The 25,977-nt window shown below is 71.1% G+C and carries 21 protein-coding genes; 13 read left to right on the plus strand and 8 right to left on the minus strand.

Annotation, left to right across the window (positions count from 1 at the left end; translation table 11 throughout):
- Positions 1-22 precede the first annotated feature (22 nt).
- Positions 23-1,429 (minus strand): MocR-like pyridoxine biosynthesis transcription factor PdxR, encoded by a 1,407-nt coding sequence (gene pdxR, locus H4W80_RS29145; RefSeq protein WP_192788008.1) that lies wholly within the window; start codon positions 1,427-1,429, stop codon positions 23-25.
- A 68-nt stretch (positions 1,430-1,497) separates the two neighbouring features.
- Here pdxR and H4W80_RS29150 point away from each other — a divergent pair, with 68 nt between their 5' ends.
- Positions 1,498-2,376 (plus strand): DMT family transporter, encoded by an 879-nt coding sequence (locus H4W80_RS29150; protein ID WP_192788009.1) that lies wholly within the window; start codon positions 1,498-1,500, stop codon positions 2,374-2,376.
- Positions 2,377-2,402: 26 nt separating this feature from the next.
- On the plus strand, positions 2,403-4,055 hold the full coding sequence (locus tag H4W80_RS29155; protein ID WP_192788010.1) for a fumarate hydratase: 1,653 nt from the start codon (positions 2,403-2,405) through the stop codon (positions 4,053-4,055).
- Positions 4,056-4,438: 383 nt separating this feature from the next.
- On the opposite strand, the gene H4W80_RS29160 is transcribed toward H4W80_RS29155, so the two are convergent.
- Positions 4,439-4,627, minus strand: coding sequence for a DUF5999 family protein (locus tag H4W80_RS29160; RefSeq protein WP_192788011.1), 189 nt, complete (start codon positions 4,625-4,627; stop codon positions 4,439-4,441).
- 736 nt (positions 4,628-5,363) lie between these two features.
- On the opposite strand from H4W80_RS29160, the gene H4W80_RS29165 reads away from it, so the two are divergent.
- Genes H4W80_RS29165 through H4W80_RS29175 form a run of 3 tightly spaced genes read left to right on the plus strand, consistent with a single transcriptional unit; the run spans position 5,364 to position 9,726 of the window.
- Positions 5,364-6,473 carry a serine/threonine-protein kinase gene (locus tag H4W80_RS29165; protein WP_192788012.1) on the plus strand — a complete coding sequence of 370 codons (1,110 nt, stop codon included), beginning with the start codon at positions 5,364-5,366 and terminating at the stop codon, positions 6,471-6,473.
- 35 nt (positions 6,474-6,508) lie between these two features.
- A complete protein-coding gene (locus H4W80_RS29170; protein WP_192788013.1) occupies positions 6,509-8,293 on the plus strand; it encodes a serine/threonine-protein kinase in 1,785 nt (594 codons plus the stop codon).
- Between the two features lie 44 nt (positions 8,294-8,337).
- Positions 8,338-9,726, plus strand: a complete 1,389-nt coding sequence (locus H4W80_RS29175) for a class II fumarate hydratase (RefSeq protein WP_192788014.1) — start codon at positions 8,338-8,340, stop codon at positions 9,724-9,726.
- Here H4W80_RS29175 and trpD read toward each other — a convergent pair.
- Complete coding sequence (trpD, locus tag H4W80_RS29180; protein ID WP_192788015.1) at positions 9,720-10,772, minus strand: anthranilate phosphoribosyltransferase; 1,053 nt, start codon at positions 10,770-10,772, stop codon at positions 9,720-9,722. The two genes, H4W80_RS29175 and trpD, sit on opposite strands and share 7 nt — an antisense overlap.
- A gap of 236 nt (positions 10,773-11,008) precedes the next feature.
- Here trpD and H4W80_RS29185 point away from each other — a divergent pair, with 236 nt between their 5' ends.
- The 5 genes from H4W80_RS29185 to H4W80_RS29205 all read left to right on the plus strand — a co-directional run bounded on the left by H4W80_RS29185 (position 11,009) and on the right by H4W80_RS29205 (position 17,358).
- Positions 11,009-11,761 carry a 3-hydroxybutyrate dehydrogenase gene (locus H4W80_RS29185; RefSeq protein WP_192788016.1) on the plus strand — a complete coding sequence of 251 codons (753 nt, stop codon included), beginning with the start codon at positions 11,009-11,011 and terminating at the stop codon, positions 11,759-11,761.
- A gap of 156 nt (positions 11,762-11,917) precedes the next feature.
- The gene (locus H4W80_RS29190; RefSeq protein WP_192788017.1) at positions 11,918-13,777 is read left to right on the plus strand and encodes a helix-turn-helix domain-containing protein; all 1,860 of its coding nucleotides are present in this window, start codon (positions 11,918-11,920) and stop codon (positions 13,775-13,777) included.
- A 55-nt stretch (positions 13,778-13,832) separates the two neighbouring features.
- Positions 13,833-15,107: an MFS transporter gene (locus H4W80_RS29195; protein WP_192788018.1), complete on the plus strand. Its 1,275-nt coding sequence runs from the start codon at positions 13,833-13,835 to the stop codon at positions 15,105-15,107.
- On the plus strand, positions 15,104-16,105 hold the full coding sequence (locus H4W80_RS29200; RefSeq protein WP_192788019.1) for an alpha/beta fold hydrolase: 1,002 nt from the start codon (positions 15,104-15,106) through the stop codon (positions 16,103-16,105). The genes H4W80_RS29195 and H4W80_RS29200 overlap by 4 nt, the downstream gene beginning before the upstream one ends.
- Positions 16,105-17,358 carry a tannase/feruloyl esterase family alpha/beta hydrolase gene (locus tag H4W80_RS29205; protein WP_192788020.1) on the plus strand — a complete coding sequence of 418 codons (1,254 nt, stop codon included), beginning with the start codon at positions 16,105-16,107 and terminating at the stop codon, positions 17,356-17,358. Before H4W80_RS29200 ends, H4W80_RS29205 begins: the two co-directional genes overlap by 1 nt.
- Here H4W80_RS29205 and H4W80_RS29210 read toward each other — a convergent pair.
- Complete coding sequence (locus tag H4W80_RS29210) at positions 17,348-19,345, minus strand: glycosyltransferase family 2 protein (protein WP_192788021.1); 1,998 nt, start codon at positions 19,343-19,345, stop codon at positions 17,348-17,350. The two genes, H4W80_RS29205 and H4W80_RS29210, sit on opposite strands and share 11 nt — an antisense overlap.
- Positions 19,346-19,415: 70 nt before the next feature.
- Positions 19,416-20,054: an aggregation-promoting factor C-terminal-like domain-containing protein gene (locus H4W80_RS29215; protein WP_318787108.1), complete on the minus strand. Its 639-nt coding sequence runs from the start codon at positions 20,052-20,054 to the stop codon at positions 19,416-19,418.
- Between the two features lie 348 nt (positions 20,055-20,402).
- Here H4W80_RS29215 and H4W80_RS29220 point away from each other — a divergent pair, with 348 nt between their 5' ends.
- The 3 genes from H4W80_RS29220 to H4W80_RS29230 are packed head-to-tail and all read left to right on the plus strand — an operon-like array spanning position 20,403 to position 22,989.
- Positions 20,403-21,077, plus strand: a complete 675-nt coding sequence (locus H4W80_RS29220) for a response regulator (protein ID WP_192788022.1) — start codon at positions 20,403-20,405, stop codon at positions 21,075-21,077.
- On the plus strand, positions 21,074-22,486 hold the full coding sequence (locus H4W80_RS29225) for an ATP-binding protein (protein WP_192788023.1): 1,413 nt from the start codon (positions 21,074-21,076) through the stop codon (positions 22,484-22,486). Before H4W80_RS29220 ends, H4W80_RS29225 begins: the two co-directional genes overlap by 4 nt.
- Positions 22,483-22,989, plus strand: a complete 507-nt coding sequence (locus H4W80_RS29230; protein ID WP_192788024.1) for a hypothetical protein — start codon at positions 22,483-22,485, stop codon at positions 22,987-22,989. The genes H4W80_RS29225 and H4W80_RS29230 overlap by 4 nt, the downstream gene beginning before the upstream one ends.
- On the opposite strand, the gene H4W80_RS29235 is transcribed toward H4W80_RS29230, so the two are convergent.
- The 3 genes from H4W80_RS29235 to H4W80_RS29245 all read right to left on the minus strand — a co-directional run bounded on the left by H4W80_RS29235 (position 22,990) and on the right by H4W80_RS29245 (position 25,830).
- Entirely contained in the window at positions 22,990-24,258 is a 1,269-nt protein-coding gene (locus H4W80_RS29235) for a PhoH family protein (RefSeq protein WP_192793800.1), read from the minus strand.
- A gap of 258 nt (positions 24,259-24,516) precedes the next feature.
- A complete protein-coding gene (locus H4W80_RS29240) occupies positions 24,517-25,278 on the minus strand; it encodes an isoprenyl transferase (RefSeq protein WP_192788025.1) in 762 nt (253 codons plus the stop codon).
- 51 nt (positions 25,279-25,329) lie between these two features.
- Positions 25,330-25,830 (minus strand): hypothetical protein, encoded by a 501-nt coding sequence (locus H4W80_RS29245; RefSeq protein WP_318787110.1) that lies wholly within the window; start codon positions 25,828-25,830, stop codon positions 25,330-25,332.
- Between the last annotated feature and the right edge of the window lie 147 nt (positions 25,831-25,977).

Genomic DNA, 25,977 nt, shown 5'->3' on the forward strand with positions numbered 1-25,977 from the left:
TTTCTAGGCGAGCCCTCCTGCCTCAGTCAACATTTTGTCCTGACATTCTGACTTTCAAGCCTCGTACGGCGTCCAGCGCCTTGTGCGCCGGCAGCCGCGCGAACCCCACCACCACGGCCGCCGGCCCCGCCGACTCGCGCATCGGCCCCACGGGCTCGGCGGACAGGCCGAGCTCCTGCGCGACGCGCGCGGTCCCCATCTCGTCCCAGCCGGCCGGCAGCTCCAGGTAGACGTGCAGGCCCGCGTCGATGCCCTTGACGCGCACCTCGGGCACCTCCTCCGCCAGCGCCCTGACCAGGGCGTCCCTGCGGCGGCGGTACTCGCGGCGCATCCTGCGCAGGTGCTTGTCGTAGCCGCCGGTGCGCAGGAAGTGCGCCAGCGCGTACTGCTCGACGACCGGCGAGCCCAGGTCCAGCTCGCCCCGCGCCCGGCGGACGGCCTCCGCCAGGTCGGGGGGCGCCGCCACCCAGCCGAGCCGCAGCCCCGGCGCCAGGGCCTTGCTGACGCTGCCCGACAGGATCACCCGGTCGGGCGCCAGGCCCTGGAGGCAGCCGACGGGGTCGCGGTCGAAGCGGAACTCGGCGTCGTAGTCGTCCTCCAGGATCACCCGGTCGCCCGCGTACGCCCACTCCATGAGGGCGGCCCGGCGCGGCGGCGAGAGCACCACGCCGGTCGGGTACTGGTGCGCCGGGGTGACCAGCACGGCGTCGCCGCTCAGCTTCCGCACGTCCAGGCCCTCCTCGTCCACGGGCACCGGCACCAGGTGCGCGCCCGCGCGCCTCAGCAGCGGGACCTGGCGGTGGCTCGTCGGGTCCTCGACGGCGAGCCGGACCGGCCGCTGCCGGCTCAGCACGTGCAGCACCAGGCTCAGGCCCTGCGCCACGCCGCCGACGATGACGAGATTCTCGGGGCGCACGTCCGCCGCCCTGACCCGCCGGAGATAGCCGGCCAGCTCTTCTCGCAGCTCAGGCACCCCGCCAGGGTCCCCGTAATCGAAGGCTTCCGAGGGTACGGTGGTCAGGACGTGCCTGACGGCGGCGAGCCAGCGCTCGCGGGGGAAGTGGCTGAGGTCAGGAGAGGTGGGGCGATGACCGTAGTACGGCCCGCACACGGGGGCGCTCGACGCGCGGGGCACCGGCCTGGGCCGGGGAGACGTCTTCTGCCGCGGGGCGGCCCGGGGTGCGGTCTTGGGGGTGACCTGGGTGCCGACGCCCACCCGCGACACCAGGAAGCCCTCGGCGACGAGCTGCTCGTACGCCTCCACCACCACGCCCCTGGAGACCTGGAGGTCGGTGGCGAGGTCGCGGGTCGCGGGCAGGCGGGTGCCCGGCGCCAGCCGGCCGCCCCTGATGGAGTCGCGCAGCTCGGAGGCGATCTGCCCGGCGATTCCCCCCTTATCGCGATTTATCTGGATATGGAGGTCGGCCATATTGGTCCTGTCTTCGGGCGGGACATTGGACTGTTTACGCGAACCATTGTCTCCCTAGCATCCTTCGCATGAGAAACGGCATCGTGGGTGCGGCCTCGGCCATGTTCCTCGTCGGGACGCTGGCCGGGGTGGCGGGGCTGGTGGACGGCTATCCCATATACGGCGGCCAGGCCGTCCGGTATCTCGTGGCGTCGGTCATCCTGCTTGTCATAACGCGAGCTCTCGGCCTGCGGTTCGTCCGCCTCACGCCGCGCGAGCTGCTCTGCCTCGCCGGGCTCACCCTGTTCGGGCTGGTCATCTTCAACGTCTGCGTGATCGAGTCGACCAGCGCCGCCGGGCCGGCCCTGGTCGGGACCGTGCTCGGCACCGTGCCGCTGGCCCTCGCGCTGGCCGGCGGGCGGCCCGCGCCGCGGCTGCTGGCCGGGGCCTGCGTGGTGGTGGCCGGGGCGACGCTGGCCACGGGGCTCGGCAGCGGCAACCTGCCCGGCCTGCTGTGGGCGCTGGGCGCGCTCGTGGGCGAGGTGTGCTTCTCCATGCTGGCCATCCCGCTGCTGCCGCGGCTGGGGGCGATCAGGGTGTCGGCCTACTCGACGGCGCTGGCCGTGCCGCTGCTGGCCGTGATCGGGCTGGCACACGAGGGCGCCGCGATGTTCCGGCCGCCGACGTGGGCGGAGGCGCTCGGGTTCGCGTACCTGGCGATCGTGGTCACCGTGGTGGCGTTCTTCCTCTGGTACAGCTCGCTGCCCAAGCTGGGCCCCGGCCGGGCCGGGCTCTTCGCGGGGATCATCCCGGTGGGCGCGATCGTGACGGGGGCGGTGCTCGGCGTGGCGATGCCGTCCGCGTACGACCTGCTGGGCGCGGGCCTGGTGATCGCCGGCATCCTGGTCGGCCTGACGGCCGGGCGGTCGCGGGCGGTGACCGAAGTGGGATCTCCCGGAGGCGCGTAATCTCTTGGGGGACCGAAAGGATGGACATGGGCGAGTTCGACTACACCGACCTGCTGCCGCTGGGAGCCGATGAGACCGAATATCGGCTGATCACCTCGGAGGGGGTGCGGAAGGTCGAGGCGGCCGGGCGTACGTTCCTCGAGGTCGAGCCGGAGGCGCTGCGGCTGCTGACCGAGACGGCCGTCCACGACATCTCCCACTTCCTGCGGGCCTCGCACCTCGCCCAGCTCCGGAAGATCGTCGACGACCCCGAGTCGAGCGGCAACGACCGCTTCGTGGCGCTCGACCTGCTCAAGAACGCCTCCATCTCCGCCGGGGGCGTCCTGCCCATGTGCCAGGACACCGGCACCGCGATCGTCATGGGCAAGCGCGGGCGTCACGTGCTCACCGACGGGCTCGACTCCGAGCACATCTCCCGGGGCGTGTACGACGCCTACACCAAGCTCAACCTGCGTTACTCGCAGATGGCCCCGCTGAACATGTGGGACGAGAAGAACACCGGCAACAACCTCCCCGCCCAGATCGAGCTGTACGCCGAGGACCCGCACGGCCATCCGGACGAGTACAAACTGCTGTTCATGGCCAAGGGCGGCGGCTCGGCCAACAAGTCGTTCCTGTACCAGGAGACCAAGGCCGTGCTCAACGAGAAGCGCATGATGGCCTTCCTGGAGGAGAAGATCCGCTCGCTCGGCACCGCGGCCTGCCCGCCGTACCACCTGGCCGTCGTGGTGGGCGGCACCTCCGCCGAGTACGCGCTGAAGACCGCCAAGTACGCCAGCGCCCGCTACCTCGACTCGATCCCCACCGAGGGGTCGGCGTCCGGGCACGGGTTCCGCGACCTGGAGATGGAGGCCAAGGTCTTCGAGCTGACGCAGAAGCTGGGGATCGGGGCGCAGTTCGGCGGCAAGTACTTCTGCCACGACGTACGCGTCATCCGCCTGCCCCGGCACGGGGCCTCCTGCCCGGTGGCCATCGCGGTCTCCTGCTCGGCCGACCGCCAGGCGCTGGCCAAGATCACCCCTGAGGGGGTCTTCCTCGAGAAGCTGGAGACGGACCCGGCGCGGTTCCTCCCGGAGACGACGGACGAGCACCTCTCGGACGACGTCGTCCAGATCAACCTCAACCGCCCCATGCCCGAGATCCTCGCCGAGCTCACGAAATATCCCGTCAAGACCCGCCTCTCCCTCACCGGCCCCCTCGTGGTCGCCCGCGACATCGCCCACGCCAAGATCGCGGAGCTGCTCGACAACGGCGGCGAGATGCCCCAATACCTGAAGGACCACGCCGTCTACTACGCCGGGCCGGCCAAGACCCCTGAGGGGTACGCGTCAGGCTCGTTCGGGCCGACGACGGCCGGGCGGATGGACTCGTACGTGGAGCGCTTCCAGGCGGCCGGCGGCTCCATGGTCATGCTGGCCAAGGGCAACCGGTCGAAGCAGGTCACCGAGGCCTGCCAGAAGCACGGCGGGTTCTACCTCGGCTCCATCGGCGGGCCGGCGGCCCGGCTGGCGCAGGACTGCATCAAGAAGGTCGAGGTGCTGGAGTATCCCGAGCTGGGGATGGAGGCGGTGTGGAAGATCGAGGTCGTGGACTTCCCCGCGTTCATCGTGGTGGACGACAAGGGCGACGACTTCTTCACCGACCGCACCGGCCCCGTGCTGACGATCGGCCGCCGTTGACCGCCTGATCCCCGTGAGGCTCCACCCACCGGCGCGGCCGACCGCCGGTGGGGCGGGGCGGGGCGGCCGGGCCGCCTCAGGAGGCGGGTCGTCTCGGAAGTCCGGGTCGTCTCGGGAGTCTGGGCGGCCCCAGCAGGCCGGGTCGCCTCGGGAGGCCGGGTCGCCTCAGGAGGCCGGGCGGCCTCAGGAGGCGGAGTGGTCTCGGGAAGCGGGTCGCCTTGGGAGGCGATGCGTTGAGGGTGGCGGCGAGTCGAGGGTGGCGGCGGGCGGGCCGGATACGGGCTTGGCGCGGGCGAGCGCGGAGCCGGGGGCGGCTACGGGCCGGGGCCCCGGCGCCGGTAGGCCGGGAGATGCGGCGCGAGCATCCCCTCGGAACTGCCGGCTCAGGCGGCCACCGGGGACCGGTGCGGTGCCACGACGGAGCCGTCGGGCAGCAGCAGACCGGTGTCCTCGAACAGCACGACGCCGTTGCAGAGCAGGCTCCAGCCCTGGTCGGGGTGGGCCGCGATCACGTGCGACGCCTCACGGTCGGGGGAATCGGCACTCGGGCAAGCGGGGTGGTGACTGCACATCGCGCACCTCTCAGATTGCGCTCCTGATTCATGGCTTTCAAAAGGGCAACTTGCGCCCCGACGGCGTGCGAAGGTCCAGAGCGGTCCCGCTCGGTTTCTTCGGCTGGGTGCGAACCTGGGTCTGGCGCATCTTCATCACGTCCTTCAACGGCCTGTCGTTAGTGGTGGAACCTTGGTGTTCGCCCTCATTCTGACGCCGGGCCCCGACACTTTGCGGGCCGATGGGAGAACTCCCTCTCTCATGGCTGTACCATGCCCCCGCCCCCTTACGGGACCCTTACAACTCGCTGACCGGGCCCCTCAGTTCCTGTCCGCCAGCCTGCCGTACACCTGAAAGTCCCCTGCCTTGCATCATGCACATTTAACGGGCCGGCGAGTGTGCCGCACGACACACATCACCCCCGAGCTGCACAAACGCATTCAGGAAAGCCGGTACGGGAGGCCCGTGCGGGCCGCGGGTAAGGCCGCCCGCGAGGCGGGACCAATCTGACTCCCTCGACATTGCCAAGAGACGGCAGGATCCGGCGCGGCCGGGCGCTCCGGCGCGTCGCCGACTACCCTCGGTATCGGAACGTGCGCCCGGACTGCGCCGAGAAACTGCGGGGCCTCATCAACTGGGCCGATGTGGCCAGGAGGTTTGCTGACGTCACGAGTCAGGCGGGTTGACTTAAGTTCGCAACAATTTATCGGCCGCGCCTCTACTGGTCGGTTTACACAAATAGGTAAGCTGCCAGGCATGCGTGCGCCCTCCGGTTACCTACTCGCCGCGCGCTACCGGCTTGTGGAGCCGGTCGGACGCGGCGGCATGGGCACCGTTTGGCGGGCACATGACGAGTTGCTCGACCGCGACGTGGCGGTCAAGGAAGTGCGCCTGCCCAACGTGCTCGACGAGGAGCTGCGTGCCGAGCTGTGCGCGCGCACCGAGCGCGAGGGCCGGGCGACCGCCATGGTCGCGCACCCTTCGGTCATCACCGTCTTCGACGTGGTCACCGAGGACGACCGGCCGTGGATCGTGATGGAGCTGCTGCGGGCCAAGTCCCTGGAACAGCTCATCCAGGAGCAGGGACCGCTCCACCCGCGCCGGGCCGCCGAGATCGGCCGCCAGATCCTCGGGGCGCTGCGCGCCGTGCACGCCAAGGGGATCCTCCACCGCGACGTCAAGCCGAGCAACGTGCTGGTGACCGAGGACCGCGCGGTGCTCACCGACTTCGGGCTGGCCGCACTGGAAGGTGACGTTTCCATCACCCAGGCGGGCATCGTCCTGGGCTCCGCGGGATACATCGCTCCAGAGCGGGTGCTGGGCTCCAAGGCCAGCCCGGCGGGCGATCTGTGGTCGCTCGGCGCGACCCTCTACACCGCCGTCGAGGGCAGGGGCCTGCACGGGCGCCGTACGGCCGCCGCCGCGCTCGCGGCGCTGACCAGTGGCGAGCCGATCCCGATGACCAAGGCCGGGCCGCTGGCCCCCGTGCTCGACGCGCTGCTCAGGATCGACCCCGCGACCAGGCTCGACTCGGTGCGGGCCTCGCTCATGCTGGCCAGGGTCGCCGCCGGGGGCTCGGCCGAGGAGCCGCTGGCGCCGCGCAAGCCCGTACGTTCCGGGCCGACGATCAACCCGCCGTCCTTCACCCGCAGGCCCGCGCATCGCGGGCTCCACAGGGCGGACGTCTCCACGACAGCGCTGTCTGTCCCGGTGCCCAGGCAGGAGCGCAAACCCGGCGAGGGCGTACACAGGAAGCGCGTCGAACCGCGGCCTACGCCGTCGGCTTATGCCCGTTTCAAAGCGACGGTGATAAAGTTGTGCCTTCCTCGACGGTTCTGGCCAAGAGAACTTCGCAAGCGAGGGTAAAGCACTTCCCAAGCGAGAATCGATATCTTCTTCTCATGCCGGAACAGCAGACACGCCTGCTCGCGGAGCGCTACGAGCTCATAGCCCCGCTTGGCCGGGGCACGATGGGCACGGTGTGGCGCGCCCGCGACCGCGCGCTCGGGCGCGAGGTGGCGGTCAAGGAAATCCGCCAGGACCCGGGACTCACTGAGGAACAGCGGGCCGAGCTGCGCGAGCGCATGGTCCGCGAGGGTCGCATCGCCGCGCGGATCAACCATCCCTCGGTGGCGTCCATCCACGACGTCCTGATCCAGGACGACAGCCCGTGGATCATCATGGAGCTCATCGAGGCCCGGTCGCTGGAGCAGGTGATCGACGAGGAGGGTCCGCTGCCGCCACGGCTCGTGGCGGAGATCGGCGTGGACCTGCTCGGGGCGCTGCGCACCGCGCACGCCCAGGGGATCACCCACCGCGACGTCAAGCCGGGCAACGTGCTCATCACGGAGAGCGGGCGCGTGGTGCTCACCGACTTCGGCATCGCCAAGGCCGAGGGCGACTCGCGGCTGACGAAGACGGGCATGGTGATCGGCTCCCCCGGCTACACGGCCCCGGAACGTGCCAGGGGCGAGTACACCGGTCCCGAGTCGGACATCTGGTCGCTCGGGGCGACGCTCTACTTCGCGGTCGAGGGGCGCCCGGCGTACGAGCGGGCCACGATCGCGGAGACGCTGGCGGCGCTGCTCACCGAGAGCGCCGACCCGCCCACGCAGGCGGGCCAGCTGCGGCCCGTGCTGAACGGGCTGCTGAACAAGGACTACCGGCAGCGCCTCAGCGCTGCCAAGGCGGAGACCCTGCTGCGCATGGTCGCCGACACCCCCACGAGCGACATGCCGGCGATCACGGCTGAGGCTCTCATGGCGCAGGAGGCCGCTTTGCCCGACCCGTTCGCCGGCCAGAAGAACCCAGCCCAGAAGAATCCGGCCCAGCACAATCCGGCCCAAAAGAATCCGGCCCAGAAGAATCCGGCGCAGCAGGGCCAGACGAACCCGGTGCAGAAGGCCCCGGCCCCCCAGGCCGGGCCCGCCGGCCCCGCGCCGTACGGGCCCGCAGGCGCGGGCGCCCCGGGCGCTCCGGGCGGCCAGGCGCCCTGGGGCCCCGGTCCCGCCGGACCGGGTCCCGCCGGACCGGGTCCCGCCGGACCGGGGCAGGGTCCGGGGCAGGGTACGGGCGCGCAGGCGCCCAGAGGGCCCGTCGGCGGGCCAGGCGGGCCGGTGCCCGGCAACCCCGGCCACCCCGGCCGGGGGCCCGCGTCGGGGCCGCACGGGCCGATGACGAGCCCGGGCACGCCCACCGTGCCGCGCAACGCCCCTCCTCAGCACCAGCCGCAGTCCGGCCCCCAGGCCGCCGCGTCCTCCCCTGAGCAGGGGTTCGACCCCGAGCGGACGGTCAGCGTCCAGCGTCCCAAGGGCCCGTTCCCGCCGGCTCCGCAGCAGGGCAGGCCCCCGCAGGGGCCCGGCGACGAGAGCGCCGTCGTCACCACGCGCATCCAGCTCCCGCCCGCGCCCGGCCAGCAGGTCTATCCGCCCACCACGCCGCCCGCGGGCCGGCAGCCCGCCCCCCAGCAGCCGGGTCCCCAGCAGCCGCCGTCCCCGCCGGGCGGCCAGCAGGTCCCTCAGCAGGTCCCTCATCAGGGCAAGGGCCTGGGGACCGACCTGTTCGCCATCGCCGGGCAGCCGGAGCAGCCCTCGGGCAACCGCAACGGCATGCTGGTGCTCATGGCGGTGGCCGCCGCGGCCGCCGTGGTGATCGCCGTACTCATCGTCGCGCTCATCTCCAGCTGACCCGCGCCGCGGCCGTAAGGCGGTCGTGGGTCAGACTGGAAGTCATGAGCGAGTTCAGAATCGAACATGACTCGATGGGCGAGGTACGCGTGCCGTCAGGCGCCAGGTGGCGCGCTCAGACCCAGCGGGCAGTGGAGAACTTCCCGGTTTCGGGACGCCCTCTCGAGCCGTCCCACATAGCCGCGCTCGGCCTGATCAAGGCGGTGGCCGCCGAGGTGAACGGCGAGCTGGGCGTGATCGACAAGGACCTGGCGGAGGCCGTCGCCCAGGCGGCGGCCGACGTCGCCGACAACGAGCACGACGCCCACTTCCCGATCGACGTCTTCCAGACCGGCTCCGGCACCTCGTCCAACATGAACGCCAACGAGGTGATCGCGACGCTGGCCGAGGAGCGCCTCGGCCGTCCCGTGCACCCCAACGACCACGTGAACGCCTCCCAGTCGTCCAACGACGTCTTCCCCACCTCGATTCATGTGGCGGCGGCGACGGAGGTGACCTTCCACCTGCTGCCCTCGCTCAGGCACCTGGCGGCGGTGCTGCGGGAGAAGGCGATCGAGTTCGACGGGGTGGTGAAGTCGGGGCGCACCCATCTGATGGACGCGACCCCGGTGACGCTCGGGCAGGAGTTCGGCGGGTACGCCACCCAGGTCGAGAACGGCGCCCTGCGCGTCGCTTCCGCCCTGGAGCGCGTGCTGGAGCTGCCTCTGGGCGGCACGGCCGTGGGCACCGGCATCAACACCCCGCCGGGCTTCGCCCAGGCGGCCATCGCCAAGCTGGCCGAGGCCACCGGCATCCCGTTCGTCGAGACCAGCGACCACTTCGAGGCCCAGGGCGCGCAGGACTCGATCGTCGAGCTGTCCGGCCAGCTCAAGGTGGTGGCCGTCTCGCTCACCAAGATCGCCAACGACCTCCGCTGGATGGGCTCGGGCCCGCGCGCCGGGCTGGCCGAGATCAACCTGCCCGACCTGCAGCCCGGCTCGTCCATCATGCCCGGCAAGGTCAACCCGGTGATCCCCGAGGCCACGGCCATGGTCGCGGCCCAGGTCATCGGCAACGACACGGCGATCACGTTCGCCGGGGCGTCCGGCTCCTTCGAGCTGAACGTGCAGCTGCCGATCATCGCGCGCAACATCCTGGAGTCGATCAGGCTGCTGGCGAACGTGTCGCGGCTGCTCGCCGACCGCTGCGTCTCCGGCATCACCGCGAACGTCGAGCGCCTGCGCGAGTACGCCGAGTCGTCCCCGTCGATCGTCACCCCGCTCAACAGGTACGTCGGCTACGAGGAGGCCGCGAAGATCGCCAAGCAGGCCCTGGCCGAGCGCAAGACCATCCGGGAGGTGGTCATCGAGCGCGGCCACGTGGCCGACGGCACCCTCACTGAGGAGCAGCTCGACGCCGCGCTCGATGTGTTGTCGATGACCCGGCCTCAGTGACCCGCCGCCGCCTGGGCCTGCGTGGCGTGCGCCCACAGAGTGAGCAGGGACAGCGCGGCGCCGGAGTCGACCGCCTCCGCGGCCCGCTTGTAGGCCATGGTCAGGGCGGGCGTGAGGTCTGGTGCGGGCGGCGTGCCCTCGGCGGCCACCACGGCGGCGGCCGCGTTGAGCAGGACGACGTCCCGCACCGGGCCCCGCTCGCCCGCGAGCACGGCCCGCGCCACGGCCGCGTTGTGCCGGGCGTCGCCGCCGCGCAGGTCGTCCTGGCGCGCCCGCGGGATCGACAGGTCGGCCGGGTCGAAGGCGGTGGGAGTGACCGTGCCCCGGCGTACGACCCAGATCGTGGAGGGGCCCGTGGTGGTGAGCTCGTCGAGCCCGTCGTCGCCCCTGAAGACCAGCGAGGAGCAGCCGCGCTGGGCCAGCACGCCCGCGATGACCGGCGCCATCCCCTGGTGGAAGACGCCGACCGCCTGGGCCGCCGGCAGGGCCGGATTGGTGAGCGGGCCCAGGAAGTTGAAGACCGTGGGCACGCCCAGCTCGCGGCGTGGCCCGGCGGTGCGTCTCAGCCCGGAGTTGAACGCGGGCGCGAAGCAGAACGTGATGCCGACCTCGTCCGCGACCCTGACCACCGCGGCCGGGGGCAGGTCGATGACCACGCCCAGCTCCTCCAGCACGTCCGCCGCGCCCGCCAGCGAGGAGGCGGCCCGGCCGCCGTGCTTGACGACCTTGACGCCCGCGGCGGCGGCGACGATGGCGGCCATGGTGGAGATGTTCACGGTGTGGGCGCGGTCGCCGCCGGTGCCGACCAGGTCCACGGGGTCGCCGGAGACCCTGATGGCGGCGGATTTCAGGAGCATGCCGTCGGCCAGCCCGGACACCTCGGCCACGCTCTCGCCCTTGGCCCGCAGCGCGACCGCGAACGCGGCGATCTGGGCGTCCGTGGCCGTGTCGCCGATGATCTGCTCCATGGCCCACTTGGCCTGGAGCGAGGTGAGGGACCTGCCGTCGAGCAGCGTGGTGAGCAGTGCTGGCCAGGTGGTGGTCATGGTGAGCGCCCCTTTCGTCAGTGCTCGACGGGGGCGCGTACGACATGCGAGCGGCCGCCTCGTCGAGGCGGCCGGTGCGTATGCGCTGGGAGGTCCGCCTAGGAGGCGGGCCACCACTGGGACGAATACGCGGTCATGCGTTCAAGATAGCAGACCTCGTGATCCACATAGGGCGGCACCGATCTATGTCGTCGGCACCCATGCGTCGGGGAGCGGCGACCGCCTAGGGTTCGGATATGGCGAAGGAGCTGACGGGGCGGACCGCGCTTGTGACGGGGGCTGGGGGCGGCATCGGGGCGGCCTGCGCCCGCCGCCTGGCCGCCGAGGGGGCGAAAGTACTGGTCGTCGACCTGCGGGCCGAGCCCGCCGAGAAGGTCGCCGCCGAGATCGGCGGGGTGGCGGTGGTGGCCGATCTGAGCGATCCCGGGTTCGTGGCGGCGCTGCCTGACGAGCCGGTCGACATCGTGGTGAACAACGCCGGGTTCCAGCACGTCTCGCCGATCGAGGACTTCCCGCCCGAGGTGTTCTCGACGATGCTGCGGGTGATGGTCGAGGCGCCGTTCCTGATCGCGCGGCAGGTGCTGCCCGGCATGTACGCCAGGGGCTGGGGCCGGTTCGTGAACATCTCGTCCGTCCACGGGCTGCGGGCCTCGCCGTTCAAGTCGGCGTACACGACGGCCAAGCACGGGCTGGAGGGCTTCTCCAAGGTCGTCGCGCTCGAAGGGGCGCCGCACGGGGTCACCTCCACCTGCGTCTGCCCCGCCTACGTACGGACGGGGCTGGTGGAGGCGCAGATCGCCGACCAGGCTAAAGTGCACGGCATCGAGCCGGACGAGGTCGTCGGGAGCATCATGCTGCAGCCCGCCGCGATCAAGCGGCTGATCGAGCCGGAGGAGGTGGCCGAGCTGGTCGCCTACCTCTGCGGCCCGGCCGGGTCGTTCATCACCGGCGTCTCCCTCCCGATGGACGGCGGCTGGACGGCGCACTAGTGAGGGAGCGCCGTTGCCTGGACTGAGGAGCGTCGGGAGCGCAGCGACCAGAGCGACGAGGGAAGGCAACGGCTCGGAGCGACCGAACCCGCCTCCACGGAGTGGAGGCCATAAGCAGGCTCCCCGGCGACCGAGCCCGCCGAACGGAGTGAGGCAATGAGCACGCAGTTCCTTGAGTTGCTGGCCAGAGAGGCGTCGGCGGTCGAGTTCGAGGGGCCGATCATCGAGGCCAGGGCGCGGGGCGCCGACCCGGCCACGATCGAGGAGCTGGAGCAGGCCAAGGTCGAGGCGCTCAAGGTGCGTGACCTGCTCAAGCGGCGCGCCAGGCGCGAGGCCGAGCTGTCGGCCCTCTACGACACGGCCGGCGACCTGGCCGCGCTGCGCGACCTCGACGCCGTGCTGGAGGCCATCGTGCACCGGGCCAGGCAGCTGCTGGCCACCGACGTCGCCTACATGACGCTGCACGACCCCGAGCAGGGCGACACGTACATGCGGGTGACCGACGGGTCGATCTCGGCCAAGTTCAGGGCGTTGCGGCTGGCCATGGGGGCGGGGCTGGGCGGGCTGGTCGCGCAGACGGCCACCCCGTACTCGACGGCCGACTACTTCGCCGACGCCAGGTTCCGGCACAAGCACCACATCGACGAGGCCGTCAAGGAGGAGGGCCTGGTCGCGATCCTGGGCGTGCCGCTGCGGCTGGGGCAGCGGGTGATCGGCGTGCTGATGGCGGCCAACCGCAGCGCGCGGCCGTTCCACCAGGAGGAGGTGTCGCTGCTGGCGAGCCTGGCCGCGCACGCCGCCGTCGCGATCGACAACGCCAGGCTGCTGCAGGAGACCAGGAACGCGCTGGAGGAGCTCTCCCAGGCCCACAGGACCGCCAGGGCGCACGGGGAGGCCGTGGAGCGGGCCGCGCTGGCTCACGACAGGATGACCTCGCTGGTGCTGCGCGGCGGCGGGATCGAGGACGTGGCGGCCGTGGTGACCGACGTGCTCGGCGGCTCGCTGGCCGTGCTCGACGATCTCGGGCGGCCGCTCACGGGTGACGTGGGGGAGCTCGACGCCGGGGTGTTCGAGTCGGCGCAGGTGTCCAGAGCGCTGGGGCGTACCGTGCGGCGGGGTGACCTGCTGATCGCGTCGGTGGACGTCGGCGGGGAGCCGCTGGCCACGCTGATCCTGCGCAGCGACGACGCCGACGAGCGCATCCTGGAGCGGGCGGCGCTGGTGTGCGCGCTGCTGCTGCTGTTCCGCCGGAGCGTGGCCGAGGCCGAGGGCCGGGTCAGGGGCGAGCTGCTCGACGACCTGATCTCCCGGCCCGGCTCCCCCGGCCTGGCCGACCGGGCCCGGCGGCTGGGCGTCGATCTCTCGGCGCCGCACGTCGTGGTCGTGGTGCGGCACGAGGGCCAGCGGGAACGGGCCGCGTTCTGGGCCTCGTCGCAGGCCACGCTGCGGCACGGGCTCGCGGCCGGCCGGGCGGGCGAGGTGGTGCTGCTGCTGCCGGGGGCCAACGCGGGCGGCATCGCGCAGCGCGTCGCCGCCGAGCTGAGCGCGTCGCTGCAGGTGCCCGCCACGGCGGGCGCGTCGAAGGTCTGTCTCCCGGGCGCGCCAGGGGCGGGCGACGTGGCGGCGGCCTACCAGGAGGCGCGCAGGTGCGCCGAGGCGCTGATCGCGCTCGGACGGGCGGGCGACGGCGCGAGCGCGGCCGAGCTGGGCTTCGTCGGGCTGCTCGTGGGTGACGGCCGTGACGTGCGCGGCTTCGTCGGACGGGTGCTCGGCGCCGTGATCGACTACGACGCCCGCAGGGGCACCGCGCTGGCCGACACGCTGGCCGCCTACTTCGGCTCGGGCGGCTCGCCCTCCCGTACGGCCGAGGCCATGCACATCCACGTCAACACCGTCACGCAGCGGCTCGACCGGATCGGCAAGCTGCTCGGCGACGGCTGGCTGGAGCCGGAACGCGCGCTCGAGATCCAGCTCGCGCTCCGCCTGCACCGGCTCGGCCACACATCCACCCCATAGACTGTGGGCTCCGGCCCCATATAAGTGACGCCGGTCACTCCTTACCGTGACCGGCATGGCCACTTCCATCAAGAAGATCGTCGCCGCGAGCCTGATCGGCACCACCATCGAGTGGTACGACTTCTTCCTGTACGGCTCGGCAGCCGCCCTCGTGTTCAACAAGCTCTTCTTCCCCGAGTCCGACCCGCTCACCGGCACGCTGCTGGCGTTCCTCACCTACGCCGTCGGATTCGTCGCCCGTCCGCTCGGCGGCCTGGTCTTCGGCCACTTCGGCGACCGGATCGGCCGTAAGACGCTGCTGGTCGTCAGCCTGCTGACGATGGGCGCGGCCACGTTCCTGATCGGCTGCCTGCCGACGTACGAGACCCTGGGCCCGTCGGCGGCGCTGCTGCTGACCGCGCTCCGGCTCGTGCAGGGCTTCGCGCTCGGCGGCGAGTGGGGCGGCGCGGTGCTGATCGTCTCCGAGCACGGCGACACGGCCCGCCGCGGCTTCTGGGCCTCCTGGCCGCAGGCCGGCGCCCCCGGCGGCAACCTGCTGGCCACCGGCGTGCTGGCGGCGCTGGCCGCCTGGCAGTCGGACGAGGCGTTCCTGGCGTGGGGCTGGCGGGTGCCGTTCCTGCTGTCGGGCGTGCTGGTGCTGATCGGCCTGTGGATCCGCCTGACGATCACCGAGTCGCCGGTGTTCCAGGAGGCCCCGCCGGAGAAGGCGCCGCCCATCGTGGGCGTGCTGCGGCACCACTGGAAGGACGTGCTCACCGCGATCGGCGCGCGCCTGGCGGAGAACATCTCCTTCTACCTGCTGACCGTCTTCGTCATCACGTACGCCAAGTCAGTCAAGATCGACAACTCGACCGTGCTGAACGCGGTGCTGATCGCCTCGGCCATCCACTTCATCACGATCCCGATGTGGGGCGCGCTGTCGGACCGGATCGGCCGCCGCCCGATCTACCTGGCGGGCGCCGCCGGCATCGGGGTGTGGATCTTCGCGTTCTTCCCGCTCGTGGACACCGGCAACTTCCTGGTGATCACCCTCGCCATCACCGTCGGCCTGCTCTTCCACGGCATGATGTACGGCCCGCAGGCGGCCTTCTTCTCCGAGCTCTTCGGCACGAGGATGCGCTACACCGGCGTCTCCATCGGCGCGCAGCTGTCGGCGATCGTGGCCGGCGCGCTGGCCCCGATCATCGCGGTCGCGCTCCTGAAGAGCTACTCGAGCAGCCTGCCCATCTCCGTCTACCTTGGTCTGGCGGCGCTGCTCACCCTGGGCGCGGTCTACGCCGCGCGCGAGACCCAGGGCAGCGACCTGGCTGAGAGGATCCACGCGCGATGAAGGTCACCACCCCCAGACTCACCCAGAACGTCCTGACCGTCGAGGGCAGGGACACCGGCGAGCCGGTGCTGTTCGTCCACGGAAACGTCTCCTCGGCCGCCTTCTGGCGCGACAGCATGGCGGCGCTGCCCGGCCGCTACCGCCCGCTCGCGGTCGACCTGCGCGGGTTCGGCGAGAGCGACCCCGCGCCCGTGGACGCCACGAGGGGCCTGCGCGACTGGTCCGACGACCTGATCGAGCTGGTCGAGGCGCTGGGCCTGGACGGGGTGCACCTGGTCGGCTGGAGCCTGGGCGGCGGCATCGTGCTGCAGGTCCTGCGCGACCGGCCGGCCGCCGTCCGGAGCGTCACCCTGGTCAACCCCATCTCCCCGTACGGCTTCGGCGGCACGGAGGGCCCGGACGGCCGCCTCACGCACCCCGACGGCACGGGAGCGGGCGCCGGCGCCGCCAACCCCGACTTCGTGGCCCGGCTCAAGGCGGGCGACATGTCGGACGAATCCCCCACGTCGCCGCGCAACGTCTTCCGCTCCTCGTACGTCAAGCACCCCGGGATCGCCGACGAGGACTTCTACGTACGCTCGATGCTCACCACCCGCGTGGGCGAGGCCAACTACCCGGGCGACGCCGTCACCTCGGCGCAGTGGCCCGGGGTGGCCCCCGGCAAGCACGGCATCCTCAACGCCATCGCGCCCACCTGCTTCCGCCTGGACGACCTCCACGAGATCGACCCCAAGCCGCCCATCCTGTGGATCAGGGGCGCCGACGACGTGATCGTCTCCGACACGTCGCTCTTCGACCTGGCCCACCTGGGCGCGCTCGGCGTCGTGCCCGGCTCCCCCGGCACCCCGGCCCAGCCCATGGTCACCCAGACCAGGGCCGTGCTGGAGCGCTACGGCCCCTACCGCGAGGCCGTCATCGACGACTGCGGCCACAGCCCGCACCTGGAGCACCCCGAGGAGTTCCGCCGCCTGCTGACCGCTCACCTCGGGGAGGCGTGATGTTCGTCGCGCTCACCTTGGTGGCGAGCCTGCTCACCCCGGTCCCGCGGCTCACGGTGCCGGGCGCGGAGCAGGCCGTGGTGGCCACGCTGGACGACCTGACCACGGCGGGCACCGCGAAGACCGGCCACACCGACCCGGCCGACTGGGCCGGGCTGCACTCGGCCGCCACGGTCAACCCGACGGGCGTGCCCGGCATCCAGATCGACGGCTACTTCCCCGACACCTCCACCACCAACGCCACCCACGGCTGGAACCACGACTCCCAGTTCGTGATCAGGCTCCCCGAGCACTGGAACGGCGGCCTGGTCGTCAGCGGCACCCCCGGCAACAGGGAGCAGTACGCCAACGACTACACGATCTCCGACTGGGTGCTGGCCAAGGGATACGCGTTCGCCGCCACCGACAAGGGCAACGTCGGCGTGAACTTCCACGAGGACGGCCGCGATCCCGGCGACGCCATCGCCGAGTGGAACCACCGGGTCACCCAGCTCACCGTGGCCGCCAAGGCCGTCGTCAGGCAGCGGTACGGCAAGAAACCACACCGCACGTTCGTGGCGGGCATCTCCAACGGCGGCTACCTGGTCAGGTGGCAGCTGGAGAACCGCGGCTGGCTCTACGACGGCGGCGTCGACTGGGAGGGCACGCTCTGGCGGGTCAAGGGCGACAACCTGCTGAACTTCCTGCCGCCCGCGCTGAAGGCGTACCCGGACGAGGCCGGGGTGCGGGCGGCCGGGTTCGCGGCGGGCTCGGAGTTCCTGTGGCCGTTCCACCGGCAGTACTACTGGGAGCTCACCCAGCAGCTCTACCAGAAGGAGCTGGACCCGTCCTACCAGGGCGCGGCGGCGGACTACGACTACGACCGGCGCAAGCCGTACGCGGCCGTGGCGAAGATCGCGCTGACCGGCCGGATCACCAAGCCGCTGATCACGATCCACGGAACGCTCGACACGCTGCTGCCGATCTCCCGCGACTCCGACGTCTACGCCAAGATGGTCGGCCCGCACCGGCCGTTCCGCTACTACCGCGTCGAGGGCGGCAACCACCTGGACAGCCTGGTGGACGCCTACCCCCTGCCCATGGCCTCACTCCGTGAGGCGGGCTCGGTCGCCCTGGATGCCGCCGCCTTCCCCCGCTCTGGTCGCTTCGCTCCCGCCGCTCCTCCAGGCGACGGCGCTCCCTCGCAGCTGAAGCCCATGCTGCCGGTCTTCAGGAGCGCCTTCGAGGAGCTGGAGGGCTGGGTCAGTCCTTGAGGTAGCGGTGCCTGCCCGCGCGCGCCAGGCGCACCATGTGACGCGCGCCGGGCAGCCGCCTGCCGATCCGGTGCAGGACGGTGTCCCTGCCCATGGGCGAGCGCCGCCCGAGCTCGACCGTGGCGGCGGGCCGTACGTGGATCTTGCCCCTGCGCACCTCCAGCGCGAACCTGAGCCCGATCTCCTCCTCCGCCGTGCGCAGCGACGTCAGCCAGGCGCCGGGGCCGAGCTGGTCGGGTGGCGGCATCATCCGCTTGACCGGCACCTTGGCCACGAGCTGTCCCGCGAGCCTGCCGGGCACGCCGGCCTCGACCAGGGCGGGCGCGCACACCTCGCGGCCGCGCCGCCCGGTGCTGCGCAGCACCAGCTCCAGCGGGGGCCCGCCGCTCGGCGGCACGTACGGCACCGGCAGCACGACGTACACGTGCCCGTCGAGCCGCTTGACCTCCGCCCCGCGCGACACCAGGGCGATCGACTCGGAGAACGAGCGCGGCTCCACGGCCAGGCCCAGCTCGCCGTGGTCGGTCCAGCACGGCACCACCAGGCGCGTCCTGGGGCGCTGGGCCAGCACGCCCAGGCAGTTGAGCGGCCCCGTCGAGCTGCCGACCCGGCTCCTGGCCTGGTTGGCGCCGCCGAACATGCGTACGTGCACCTCCCACTGGCCCGGCCTGAGCGGCTCGCCGACCGCGGCGGCCGTCACGTCCAGCTGAGCCTCGCCCCTGATCTGCACGCGGATCCGGCGGCGGCCGTCCTGGATGCGCTCCACGTGCTGGGTCAGGGGCAGGAAGTGGATCACTCCCGTCTCGGTGTGGCGCACGTACAGCTCGATGCGGGCCCGCTCGACCGCCTCGGTGACGTCGGTGACGCTCTCGTCCAGGGCCTTGGTCTCCAGCGAGCGCGGCGGGATCCAGTGCAGGCGCTCGCCGTCCTCCCGGTACCTGTCGGGCGTGCCGTCGCCCGACAGGACCTCCACGGTCAGCGCGAGCACCAGGACGTGGGCGTCCCAGCGCATCTCGGTCAGGTCGGCGCGGAGCCCGGCGCGCTTGGAGGAGTTCGACAGGAGCACGATCTGGTCCAGGCGCCCCATCCGCACGTACGCGGCCACCACGCGCAGCTGGACGGGCAGGTAGCGGTCGAGCCGCTCCGGGAACCGCTCCGCGACCAGCTCCTGCACCACCCGGAAGTGCAGGCCCCGGTCCACCGACGAGTCGGCGAACCTGGCGGTCAGCAGCGGGCGCAGGACGGCGTACCGGAACCAGTGGGCCTGCATGCGGTCGCGTTGACGGCCCTCGCCCACGCAGGTCTCGATGTCGGTCAGCAGCGCGCTCAGCTCCCTGACCATCGCCCGCGGCTCGTCCTCGGCCCCCGGCCGGTCGCCGAGGTGGCAGCAGACGTGCTCGGCCAGCACGGCGATGACCTTGGCGTGCAGGTAGGCCCGCATCACGAACGCCTGCTCGGCCATCCTGCCGCCGGGCACGGTGAACCCCAGCTCGTGCTCCTCCAGGAAGGCGCGGCGGTAGAGCTGCTGCGGCATGAGCAGCTGGAGCAGGCGGTCGCGCAGGATGTCGGCGCGGGCCGTGCCGCGCTCGAAGGCGGCCATCGGCGGCCCGAAGTCGCGGATCAGGCGGCCGATCAGCACGTCGGCGTCGGTCTCCACGGCGCGCTCGTGCATGCGGGCGACCGCGTCCTTCTCCAGCCGGTCGCCCTGGTCGAGAAAGTAGACGTAGTCGCCGGCGGCGGCCGCCAGGCCCACGTTGCGGCCGCGCATGGGCGTCCCGGTGTGCGGCAGGTGCAGCACGCTCACGTTGTCGCGGGTCGTGGCGATGGTGTCGAGGCGCTCGCCGATCCCGTCCGTGGAGCCGTCGTCCACGAAGATCACTTCGTACGCGTCCGGGGGCATCGTCTGCTCCAGGGCGGAGCGGATGCACGCGTCGGCGGTGGCCCCCGGATTGTGGACATTGACGATCACGCTGACCTTGACACCCATGCGGCCAGAGTGGGCCCGCATGCACGTTCGGGCGCGGCGGCTTGCCGATTAGAGAGGGAAAGTTGACCCTTTAGTACCAACCCACCGACTGTGAATGTCCCCAGGCGCCGCAGGGCGAGCCGTAGCGGCCCTTGATGTAGCCGAGGCCCCACTTGATCTGGGTCGCGGCGTTGGTCTGCCAGTCGGCGCCCGCGCTGGCCATCTTGCTGCCGGGCAGGGACTGCGGGATGCCGTACGCGCCGGAGTAGCGGTTCATCGCCCGCTCGTTCCAGCCGCTCTCCTTCTGCCAGAGCCGCTCCAGGCAACCCCACTGGTCGTCGCCCCAGCCCATGCCGGCGAGCATGGTCTTGGCGGTGGCCTTGTTGCTGCCCGGCGAGGGGTTGCTGCCCGGCGGGAAGTTCGCCGAGGGGAAGCCGTCACCGCCCGGCGCCTTCTTCGGCACCACCCAGTCGATGTCGGGGTTCTTGCCCGCGGAGGCCCGGCCGTCCTTGAGCTTGTCCGCCTTCGCCGCCTGCTCGGCGGCGTTCTTGAGCGCGTCGTTCTGGGGGTCGGGCGTGTAGAAGCTGCCGCCGGCGATGGCGCCCAGCTGCTCGGGCGTGAAGGGCGTGACGGCTGGCCTCTTGGCGTTCTCCATGGCGCGGTAGGCGACGAAACCGCCTCCGCCGACCACGACCACCAGCGAGACGGCGGTGATCACCACCGCTTTCACGCTCAGGCGCTTCTTGGGCCGGCGCGCCGGGGGGAGGTCTTCCTTCGACGGGCGCTCACTCAACTGCGGACCGGGGCTCACGAACCATGAGCTTGCCCTGTAGTGGGGGGTGGTTCGCAACCGAAACGCGGGAATCGCTTGGGACCCCGTTGGCTAACTCGCTGGTAAGCGTGGCGTTTCCGAAATAGTGTGATATTGCTCACACAAAGGACGCCTCCCCCTCAGGTGCCCGCAAACCGAAGGGAGGCCGCTTCCAGGGTGCCGCGACTACTTCGGTGTCCCATCTGTGACACGTCACAGTTTGGTGACTTAGTTTGGGCATTAGGGACAAGGAATAATAATTTGTGCGTGGCAGGCATCCTCCTGGTTGAAGACGACCCCTCGGTGCGCATGGCTCTCGAGCTGGCGCTGACCCGGCAGGGGCATTCCGTCACCTCGTACGCGACGGGCGAGGAGGCACTCGACCACATCAGGGCCCGCCGCCCGGAGATCGCCATCCTCGACGTGATGCTCCCCGGGATCGACGGGATCGAGGTCTGCCGCCGCGTACGCAAGCTCGACCAGCTCCCCGTCATCCTGCTCACGGCCCGCGGCGACGACCTGGACGTGGTGGTCGGGCTGGAGGCCGGCGCGGACGACTACGTGGTCAAGCCGGTCGAGCCCCGGGTCCTGGACGCGCGCATCCGCGCCATCCTGCGCAGGGCCGAGTCCGCCGCCTCCGATCGCATCACCTTCGGCGACCTCGTGATCGACCGGGGCGCGCTCAAGGTCATGCTGGCCAACAAGGAGATCCACCTGACGCCGACCGAGCTGCGGCTGCTGCTGGAGCTCGTACGGCACCCGGGCCAGGTGCTCAACCGCCGCTACCTGCTGCGCGAGGTGTGGGACCACACGCACATCGCCGACTCGCGGCTGGTGGACGCCTGCGTGCAGCGGATCCGGGCCAAGATCGAGCCGAAGCCGGCCGAGCCCGTGTTCATCCACACGGTGCGCGGGTTCGGCTACCGCTTCAGCCCTCCGTGATCCCCCTGCCCACGGGACTGCGCGCCCGGCTCGTCATCACGTTCACGCTCGTCGCCGTCACCGCCTCGCTGCTGGTCGCCACCATCGGCTTCGAGCTGGCCAAGACCGCGCTCGTGACCCGCGAGGAGAACACCTCTCTCGACCTCGTGCTCAGAGAGCTGGGCAGCATCACGTTCCCCATCGGCAAGCTCGCGCCCGGCGAGGCCGCGCCGACCATCAAGGAGCTGGACCGGGTCGCCGCGGCGCTGAGCGGGCCGGGCCGCAGCGTGATCGTCGAGTACGGCACGCTGGTCTCCACCGAGGGCCCCATGACCCTGAGCGACGTGCCCAACGAGCTCTACGGCCGGGCCAAGCAGAGCGTGGTCACCCAGCGCAAGGTCATCCGCAACCAGCTCTGGCTCATCGTCGGCGCCGAGGTCTACCGCGACGTCGACGGCGCTCCCCAGGCCACCGGGCTGCGCGCGTTCGCGTTCTTCCCGATGCGGGGCGACGAGAACCAGCTCAACACGCTCAGGGCCACGCTCGCCCAGGCCGGCGCCGCCATCGTGCTGATCGCGCTGGTCGTGGCGCTGCTGTCGGCCAGGCAGGTGCTGCTGCCGGTCAGGCGGCTGAGCGCGGCCGCGCAGGCGCTCGGCCAGGGCAGGCTGGACACGCGCCTGCCCGTCCACGGGCAGGACGAGCTGGCCGAGCTGACCTCCAGGTTCAACGACGCGGCCGCGGCGCTGGAGCTGAGCGTGGCCGAGCTGCGCTCGCTGGAGGCCATGTCACGCAGGTTCGTGGCGGACGTCTCGCACGAGCTGCGCACGCCCCTGACCGCCATGACCGCCGTGGCCGACATGCTCTCCGAGGAGGCGGGCCGGCTGCCTGAGGCGCCGGCGGAGGCCGTCCGGCTGGTCCTCAGGGAGATCGAGCGCCTGCGCGAGCTGGTCGAGCACCTCATCGAGATCAGCCGCTTCGACGCGGGCACGGCCACGCTCAACGTCGAGCCGGTGAACGTGGCCGACGCCATCGCCGACTGCCTGGAGGTGCGCGGCTGGAGCGATCAGGTGGAGGTGAAGGCGTCGCAGGGCTTGACGGTGAACCTCGACCCGAGGAGGTTCGACGTCATCGTGGCCAACCTGGTCGGCAACGCGCTCAAGCACGGGCAGCGCCCCGTCATGGTGAGCGCCAGAGGCACGGAGAACGGCCTGGAGGTGAAGGTGCGCGACCACGGCAAGGGCATACCGCGCGAGGCGCTGGCGCACGTCTTCGACCGCTTCTTCAAGGCCGGCGCGGGCCGCGCCCGCAGCCAGGGCAGCGGCCTCGGCCTCGCCATCGCCAGGGCGAACGTCCACCTCCACGGCGGCACGATCTCCGTACGCCCGCAGAATCCCGGCACGCTCTTCACGGTCTGGCTCCCACACTCATGACCGCTGTTCGCATTCTGGCGTTCGCCCTCCTGCTCGCCCTGACGGCCTGCGGCATCTCGCCCACGGACGTCCAGGACCGTGGCAACGCGCCCACCATCAAGATCCCGCCGCCGTCCAAGACGATCTTCCTGATCAGGAACGGCAAGCTCGCCCTGGAGGCGGCCGACGTCGAGAACGACACCGTCGCCAGCCTGCTCGGCGCGCTCTTCGCGGCCTCCTCGCAACCTCTGGACGGCGGCCGGGACACCGCGCTGCGCGGGTTCACGTACCTGGGGATCAAGGACTCGCTGAACCCCGTGCAGCGCGACGAGGTCCAGCTTCCGCGCACCTCGACGCTGACCGTCTACATCAGGGGTGACGGCACGCTCACCAGGCTCGGCATGGCGCAGATCGTCTGCACGGCCCAGCAGGACGCGGCGTACGAGATGGTGAAGATCGTCCGGGAGAACGTGAACCGCCCCTCCAGGTCGGAGGGGCAGCACACCTGCGGCGAGCTCAAGTGATCACATCGTGATGTCCTCGAGCATCTCCGTCACCAGCGCCGCGATCGGGGAGCGCTCCGACCTGGTCAGCGTGACGTGCGCGAAGAGCGGGTGGCCCTTCAGCTTCTCCACCACCGCGACCACGCCGTCGTGCCGGCCGACTCGGAGGTTGTCGCGCTGGGCCACGTCGTGGGTGAGCACGACCCGCGAGTTGGCGCCGATCCGGCTGAGCACGGTCAGCAGCACCCCGCGCTCCAGCGACTGGGCCTCGTCCACGATCACGAACGCGTCGTGCAGCGACCGGCCCCGGATGTGCGTCAGCGGGAGCACCTCCAGCATGCCCCTGTCGAGCACCTCCTCGATCACCTCGGGCGAGGTGATGGCGCCGAGCGTGTCGTAGACCGCCTGCGCCCACGGGCCCATCTTCTCGCCCTCGGTGCCCGGCAGGTAGCCGAGCTCCTGGCCGCCCACGGCGTAGAGGGGGCGGAAGACGACCACCTTGCGGTGCTGGCGGCGCTCCAGGACCGCCTCCAGGCCCGCGCAGAGTGCGAGCGCCGACTTGCCGGTGCCGGCCCGGCCGCCCAGCGAGACGATGCCGATCTCCGGGTCCATCAGCAGGTCGAGCGCGATGCGCTGCTCGGCGGAGCGGCCGTGCAGGCCGAACACCTCGCGGTCGCCGCGCACGAGCTTCACCGACTTGTCCGGCTGCACCCTGCCGAGCGCCGAGCCCTTGGCCGACAGCAGCCGCAGGCCGGTGTGCGCCGGCAGGTCCCTGGCCTCCTCGAGGTCGGCGCTGCCCTGGTCGAAGAGCGCCTCGACGTCCTCCGCGGTCACCTGGACCTCGGCCATCCCCGTCCAGCCCGACTCGTGGACGAGCTCGGCGCGGTATTCCTCGGCCGCCAGGCCGATCGAGGCCGCCTTGACCCGCAGCGGCAGGTCCTTGGACACCAGGACCACGTCGCAGCCCTCGGCGGCCAGCGAGCGGGCCACGGTCAGGATGCGCGTGTCGTTGTCGCCCAGGCGGAACCCGACGGGCAGGATCGACGGATCGCTGTGATTGAGCTCAACCCTGATCGTGCCGTCCTCCGTGGGCATCGCCTCGTCGAGCCTGCCGTACTGGACCCGCAGGTCGTCGAGGTAGCGCAGGGCTTTCCTGGCGAAGTAGCCGAGCTCGGGATGATGGCGCTTTCCCTCCAGCTCGGTGATGACCACGATCGGCAGAACCACGTCGTGCTCGGCGAAGCGCGTCATTGCCGCCGGGTCGGCCAGCAGGACCGAGGTGTCCAGCACGTACGTGCGCTTGGCCGACTGGTGAGTAGGGTTGCTCGAGGACACTGCCACACGTTCTCCCCCGGGCGCCCATAAGCGCGAGCGCCCTGCAGACGAGGCGGGATTCGGACCGGACCCGCATCCCCGACCATGAGCTGCCGTCGGCGCCGGGTACCGGCCCCCCTCGGCAGATCTTGGTGCAAAGGCGGGCCCTCTCCGAAATGTCCGGCCTGCGGTCGGACATTTACTACGTTACGTTCTGAATGCCCCGTTGTCGCGTCATGAACCGTAACGTCGATGTCTCGCAGCGTAATCGCGCAGCGCCCGCAGGAAGTCAACCCTGCGGAAGTCAGGCCAGTAGGCCTCGTGGAAGTAGAACTCAGAGTGAGCGCTCTGCCAGAGCATGAAGCCGGACAGGCGCTGCTCGCCCGAGGTCCGGATGAGAAGGTCCGGGTCGGGTTGGCCGCGAGTGTAGAGATGCTCCGCGATGTGCTCCACATCGAGCACCTCGACGAGGTCCTCGATGCTCGCCCCTTTGCTCGCTTGCTCCTGGAGCAGTGAGCGCACCGCATCGGCAATCTCACGCCTTCCTCCATACCCAACTGCAACGTTCACAATCAGGCCTGGACGGTGTGATGATGCTTCCTTTGCGTTTTTTAGGACATTCGCCGTCCTGGCCGGAAGCAGATCCAGCGCGCCGACCGGGCTGATCCGCCAGCCCTCGTCCACCAGCTCCTGCGTCACGTCCTCGATGATGCGCAGCAGCGGCTCCAGCTCCTCCTTCGGCCGGTTGAGGTTGTCGTTGGACAACATCCAGACCGTGACGACCTCGACGCCCGTCTCGCGGCACCAGCCGAGCAGCTCCGAGATCTTGTCCGCGCCCTTGCGGTGGCCGCTGGCGACGTCACGCATGCCCATCGCGCGCGCCCAGCGCCGGTTGCCGTCGATGATCACCCCGACGTGCCTGGGGATGATGTCCTTCGACAGCTTGGACTCCAGCCTGTGCTCATACAGCCGGTAGACCAGATCGCGCAGGCCCACGGAGTGCCTCCCCAGCGGTTGCCTTCGGTCGCATGACCCAACAGGCAATTATCACCGCGAATCGCCCGTGCCTGCTCCGTCTAGCGGATTCCTCGCTAGATCTCTACCTTTCAGACATCCTTCCGCCTCATCCACGAGGCTCCGGACGAACACCGACAGCTCGGACGACGTCAGCACCGCCCGCATGCCCACGCCCGTCGAGCCCCACGCCTCCACGTACGCCCTTCTGGTCAGCCGCCACTCGCCCTTGGCGGCCTGCCACACGGGGATGGTCCTGAGCTGGCAGCGCAGCTCCCCGCCGCCCACCAGGCCCGCCCTGGTGCGGTAGCGGAAGGAGAACAGCTCGCTGTCCGGGTCCTCGTCGGGGAACCTGTCGTCGGGGTCGGTCCACCGCCTGGCCGCTCCACGCCCCTGCCGGGCCTCGTCCACGCCGCGCGCCAGGCGGGCGAGCAGCCAGCCGCACCGCTCCCCGACGCTCCCGTACGGCGTGCCGTCGCGGCGCAGCTCAAGGGTGACCTCGTACGGCGTGCCGACGCTGTCCTTGCATGCCACTGGCGTGACGGTCAGATAAGAACCGTCGACACAACGCAATCCCCCCATTCTCTGACGGTTTCCGGACGAATGTCTGCTAAACCGCCTATGCCGGATCCGCCCCTGGCCGGTTGCGGCCAGGGGCGTTCAAGGGCGTTCAGGGGCGTT

The organism is Nonomuraea angiospora (assembly GCF_014873145.1).
In the GTDB taxonomy this organism is placed as follows: domain Bacteria; phylum Actinomycetota; class Actinomycetes; order Streptosporangiales; family Streptosporangiaceae; genus Nonomuraea; species Nonomuraea angiospora.